Below are 6,050 nucleotides of genomic sequence, written 5' to 3' on the forward strand. Positions count from 1 at the left end.
TGCTCGTGTTTACCTCGGATGCACCGGACCGCAGAATATAGATATTCAAGCTCATCCTTGAGTCCGGGCTGGTGGTGGACTGCTGTGTTGCCTCGGGCGCCAGAAAGGCGGACATCGAAGAACAGCAGGCTGTGCTGGGGGATATCAGCCGGCAGATCCTCTTAAAAACCGGAAAGCAGATGGCCCCGGATGCCTTTGCAGCACTTGTGGACCAGACCGGATTTAATCCGGATTTATTTGCAAATGCAATGGAAAAACTTCTGGCATATACCGGGGGCAGAAATCAAATATCTGTGGCTGATATTGGGGCTGTGGTGCACAAGGATAAAAAGGACCCTATATTTACCCTGACCAATGCAGTGATGGACCGGGATGTCTCTAAAGCCCTTACCCTTTTATCCGGTTTGTTGTCCGACGGATTTCATCCTTTACAGATTTTAAAAACCTTTGAAAATTTGATCAGAAAACTGTTGGCCATCAAGTGCTTCACAACAGGTCTGAATACGGCCAGGGCAGGGGGGCCGCCTTTGAAAAAGATGCAGTTCAACACATTCAAACAGATGCTTTTGCCTGTAATCATGGATTGGGATGCAAATACCCTGAAGGAGAATGAAGAAAACATAAGCCTTTTCATGGCCGGGGAGGATAAAAATAAGGGAAAATCTGCCAGACTGCCGGCCAATGACCTTTTGCTGGCCCCAAATCCCAAAAATCCCTATCCCATATTCCAGAATTTTTTAAAATCCGAAAACTTTGCCCTGGAAGAACTGACACGCGCGATAGATGCCCTTGCCGACCTTGATTATCGCATTAAGTCATCCGGGGCAGCCGCTGCCCCGGGGCTTGAAAATTTTATTATAGCCCTGTGCCGCAAGCCTGCAAATCTTTAAGATACCCAAAAAAACCGGGTTGATATAATATAGCAAGATGATCACCTGGGTAATCTAACAGCCGAAACAGGAGAGAATCAATGGTTGCACAACCCCAAGAAGAAAATAATATGGCCCCGGCTGAATATTTGGCCATGGAACGAAGTTCTCTTGATATTAAACATGAATTTTTTAACGGTGAGATTTTTGCCATGGTCGGGGCTAAAATAAATCATATCCGTATCAATGCGAATCTTACAGGAGAATTGAGAAATAAGTTTAAAGGTGATAACTCAACGTGTGAGGCTCTTTCTAATGATATGCGGGTAAAAACAGAGACCGGTTATGTTTACCCCGATATTGCTATTTCCTGCGGTGATGCAGAATTTGAGGATAACAAGTTTGACACACTGACAAACCCGGTTGCCATCATGGAAATTTTTTCAGATTCAACAGAAGCCTTTGATCGAGGGAAAAAGTTTGCTTATTACCGAACAATTTCAACGCTTCAAGAGTACATCCTTGTTTCCCAGGACGAATATCATGTTGAGCAGTACATACGCCGGAATAACGGCAAGTGGGAATATTGTTCATATAAGGGTGCTGACCAGATTTTAAAGATAGAATCTGTCAATTGTGAAGTTCCGTTGTCTGAAATCTACTGGGGTATTAAATTTGAATCAGAATAAAAGACAAGCCTTGGCGATATCCGGGGAATGGTTGTCATATATTGAATTTATTTTGATCGGGATTTTCACATAAAAATTTATCATGGCATTGTGCCGAAAGAGAGGGCTGCTTTGAAAAGGCGTAAAACAAAAATTGTAGCGACCATATCCAACCTGAACTGTTCGGTTGAATTCATTGAAACGCTTTACAAGGCCGGTATGAACGTGGTGCGCCTGAATACGGCGCACATGAGTCATGATGATGCCAGGCAGGTTATTGAAAACACCCGCAAGGTATCGGACAAGATCGGTATCCTTCTGGATACCAAAGGCCCTGAAATCAGAACCTGTGATGCTAAAGAGCCCCGGTCTGTCGTCTCCGGGGATACCATCCGCATCAAAGGAGAGGCAGGCGGGATTTCCACGGAAGATGTGATCTGCGTATCCTACGCGCATTTTGTCGATGATGTGCCGGTTGGTACTTCCATTCTCATTGATGACGGATGCATTGCCCTGAAAGTGACAGACAAGGCAGATGGCCATCTCATCTGTTTCGTGGAAAATGACGGGGTGATTTATCCCAGAAAAAGTGTCAATATCCCATCGGTCCATGTTAAACTGCCGGCCTTGAGCGAAAAGGACAAAGGGTTTATTGCCTTTGCCGCAGACCAGGATCTTGACTTTATTGCCCACTCCTTTGTTCGCAACAAGGAAGATGTCCTGGCGGTTCAAAATATTCTTGATGAAAAGAAGTCCCCAATCAAGATCATTGCCAAGATTGAAAATGCCCAGGGTGTGGATAATCTTCGGGAAATTCTGGAACATGCCTATGGGGTGATGGTGGCCAGGGGTGATCTGGCCGTTGAAATCCCAACTGAAAAAATTCCGTTGTTTCAAAAAGATATTATCCAAACCTGTATTGAACTTAGACGGCCTGTTATTGTGGCCACTCAGATGCTGCATTCCATGATTAAATCACCACGGCCCACAAGGGCGGAGGTATCGGATGTGGCCAATGCCTGCCTGGATCATACAGACGCGCTGATGCTGTCAGGTGAGACTGCCAGTGGTCAATATCCTGAACAAGCGGTGCAGACCATGGCCAGGATTGCCCAGGAGGTGGAGTTAAAAAGAAGCTCATTCATTGATGTCCCCTATTCAAGTGAAGACAAGCTGACAGACTATCTTGCCAAGGCTGCCGTGAAGTCTGCCCTGCGTTTGAACACCAGGGGGATTGTGGCGGATTCACTTTCCGGAAAAACCATTCTGGCCCTGGCTGCCTACCGGGGGGACAGCCCGATTTTGGCCCAGGTTTACGATAAAAAAGTGATGCGCCGGCTCTCGTTGTCCTTTGGGGTATTCCCGGAGTACATTCCTCTGGGGGCAAGTCCAAGGGAATCAATTATGGGTTCCATCTGCCGTTTAATTGCAGATCATTATTTTAACGATGACGACCTGATTATTGTGCTTTCCGGCAGTTTCGGGCCTGAACGGGGGGCCTCTTTTATTGAAATCAGCAATGCAAAAAATTTCAGTGACCAATGCACCTTAAGGCGGAAATAAAACAGGTTATGTCGCGGGAGAAGAAGATCTGAGAGCACCGCACAGGTTCATATCTGAAAGTCCTTGCATGAATTTTCTACATAACTCAATACTGTGGGGATGATGGTAAATACGGCCTTCATGATCCATTCCCCTGGGAATCGCGTCTGCTAAGAACAGGCGGATTAAAAGGGTGCTGGCCTTGTATCTGTCCATCTCCGAATGGCAGCTGTTTTCAATTTCTAAAACGTCTCCGGTACTTACAGCCTTGGGCAAAACACCATTTTGATCCACACAGGATTTAAGAAAATTCAAGATTCTTGCCAGGCGTAACAGTGTTACCGCTTCAAGCCTGGAAGTGGTATCTGCCACGGGAAAGGCTGTGGAACGTATTAACATAAAATCATGGGGCAGCAATTGTCGTTTTTCACACAGGGCATAATCAGCACTGCCCGGGGCTGGATAATAGATGGACAGGCCGGCAAGGGTTCTTTTGGCCGCGAGTGTCAAAAGATCATTCAGGGTGGTGGCGGCTGCCTGACCGGGCGCTGCCCCAAGAAGATAAGAGACACAATCCAGATCCAGATCCTTGGCCATGTCCAGGACCCTGTCATGGGCATCTCTGACATCCGGGCGTTTAAAGCGCTTTAACTGGGCAGCACTGAAAGAGCCCACGGACAGGTTCAACGTTTTAAAACCGGCGGCTTTCATGGATGTCAGGATCTCTGCGTCAAGGGATGGGGGGAAAAGCCCGTTCATGGCCCTCAGTTCTATATCCTGTCCCTTGAATATCTGCCGGATGCCGTCCAGAAGTTCCAGTACCCATGATTTTTTAAGGGTTAAATTTTCATCCTCAAAATCAATGAACCCAATCTGTTTAACCCTTGCCTGCAATTTGATTTCATCAAGAACATCTTTAACCGGGCGCATCCGAAAATCCGCATAATTGCTGGATGCGGACACCGCGCAATAGGAACACCGAAAAGGACATCCCCTGGAGGCCACAACGGTGATGGCTGCTTTTTGATTGCGCTGGTAAAAGTGCCAGTCAATTTTATCCAACGCCTTTTTGTCTAATCCATGTGGCGAATCCGCCCAGAAAGGCGGATTAAGAACAATATCATTGCCCTGCCTGAACCCGATGCCGCTGATCTGTCTTAAATCATCTGGTTCGGGTAATGCCGGCAACCTGCCGGGCGTTTGGCCCTTTAGCAGCCGTGCAAGCTCTACCATGGGTGCTTCGCCCTCGCCCTGGATTAGAAAATCAATCTCCCTGTATTCAAGGCAGGTTTCGGGAAACTGGGTCACATGATGTCCGCCCAGTACAATAAAGGCGTGGGGCCAGAACCGTTTCACCGCCTTTGCCGTGTCCAGGGCCTGGCCCCAGTAGGGGGTGAACAAGGCGGATATGCCCACTAAAAAGGGTTTTTCCTGCCTGACCAGATTGGCAATATGCTCAAAACTGCAGCCAAAGTGTCTGTAATGGTGGAACAAAGAGAAAAACGTAAGATCGGTTTTCCCGTAATGGGGAACCAGGTGGAAAAATTCTTCCGGGTATTCAATGATCTTTGATTTATCCCTGGCAAGCGCATCAATGATGATACACGAAAATCCGGCCTGTTCAAGCTGTGTGGCAATACAGGCAAGCCCGTAGGGAATGGTGCGCTTTTTTGTCAGGTAAAATTCCCGGATGGGCGGGGCAATTAGAACAACATCCGGCATGGCGCGTGTGCCTACTCTATCTTGGGGAACAGGGCAATGGGTACAAGGCAGGCCAGCGGAATACATGCGATACATTTAAGGACGATGGTCAGTCCGAAAATATCCGCCAGCCAGCCGATTCCCGGGGAAACCGCCCCGCCAAGCCCATAGGCCAGTCCCATCATCAGACTGGCTGCCATGGCCCTGGATCCGGGTGCAAGCTTCTGGGCCATGACCACACCCAGAGGCATGGGGGCAAGCACAAAAAAACCGGAAAGAAAAGATCCTGCGTAGGTCCCCAGCCCCGGCATGTATAAAAACATCAACAGGGTTGGCGGCATGACCAGGTATGACAGAAAAAAAACAGGCTTGAACCCGAACCGGTCTGCGCAATAGCCTGCGGTCAGCCCGGACAGGGTACCGGCAATGGTGAAAAGCGCAATGGTCACACCCACAGAGGGCAGGGCATGGCCGTGAAGGGTCAGGTAAATGGGCATGAAGGTCAGAAAGGTCTGGCCCACAACGGCCCGCAGCACCATGACCAGCCAGATTAAAAAAACCGTTTTATACACTTTTCCAAAGGTGTGTTTTAAACTGTTGATAAATCCTAATCCCGCCATATTTTCGGATACGGGGTTGGGCATATATTTCAGGCAGAAAATAAAGGAAACAAGGCCCAGAAGCATGGTCCAGGGCATGGCAGACAGACCCAAGCGGCTTACATACCAGGTAATGAACACAGGACCCAAAGCAAAGGCCAGGGTTCCGCCGGTATTGAAAATAGACTGGGCAAAGCCTGCCCGGTTTCCGGCATACACATTCACCATGCCCGAGGTGGACGGATGAAACATGGAGGAACCAAAGGATCCCAGACACAGAATGGCAAGCAATATCCAGTAATTGGGGGCAATTCCGGAAAAGGGAATGACAAAAAAGACCAGAAACAGTCCGGTGAGTACAAACCAGCGGGTTTCGTACCTGTCAGCCAGATACCCCACCGCCGGCTGCACCATAAAGGATAAGAAGCGCACGGCCCCGGTAATCAGGCCCACCTGGGTCAGGGTAAGGCACAGCTTGGCCTGGAATGCGGGCAGCAAAGGGGTGAAAAAGGCAGAATAGAAATCTCCGGTAAAATGAACCAGGCTTAGGTTCTGTTGACATTTGTCGGACTGTCCATAATTTATCCTCCTCAACATCAAGTATCTGGAGGGACAACCTATGGGAAACGCAAATTTTTCGGATGCTGTTTGGCATAAAATTGGGGTATTTC

Annotated in this window: 5 protein-coding genes; 3 read left to right on the forward strand and 2 right to left on the reverse strand. The window is 48.3% G+C overall.

The window, feature by feature from the left end; translation table 11 throughout:
• The first annotated feature begins 74 nt into the window (after window positions 1-74).
• The 3 genes from holA to pyk all read left to right on the forward strand — a co-directional run bounded on the left by holA (window position 75) and on the right by pyk (window position 3,100).
• On the forward strand, window positions 75-890 hold the full coding sequence (gene holA / locus AB7U36_RS16570; RefSeq protein ID WP_428160807.1) for a DNA polymerase III subunit delta: 816 nt from the start codon (window positions 75-77) through the stop codon (window positions 888-890).
• A gap of 80 nt (window positions 891-970) precedes the next feature.
• Window positions 971-1,558, forward strand: coding sequence for a Uma2 family endonuclease (locus AB7U36_RS16575; RefSeq protein WP_428160808.1), 588 nt, complete (start codon window positions 971-973; stop codon window positions 1,556-1,558).
• A 111-nt stretch (window positions 1,559-1,669) separates the two neighbouring features.
• Window positions 1,670-3,100 (forward strand): pyruvate kinase, encoded by a 1,431-nt coding sequence (gene pyk, locus AB7U36_RS16580; RefSeq protein WP_428160809.1) that lies wholly within the window; start codon window positions 1,670-1,672, stop codon window positions 3,098-3,100.
• 6 nt (window positions 3,101-3,106) lie between these two features.
• Here the strand turns inward: pyk and AB7U36_RS16585 are convergent, their stop codons facing one another.
• Window positions 3,107-4,801, reverse strand: coding sequence for a B12-binding domain-containing radical SAM protein (locus AB7U36_RS16585; RefSeq protein WP_428160810.1), 1,695 nt, complete (start codon window positions 4,799-4,801; stop codon window positions 3,107-3,109).
• Window positions 4,802-4,812: 11 nt separating this feature from the next.
• Window positions 4,813-5,976, reverse strand: a complete 1,164-nt coding sequence (locus tag AB7U36_RS16590) for an MFS transporter (RefSeq protein WP_428160811.1) — start codon at window positions 5,974-5,976, stop codon at window positions 4,813-4,815.
• Window positions 5,977-6,050: the final 74 nt, after the last annotated feature.

This window comes from Desulfobacter sp., from assembly GCF_050177295.1.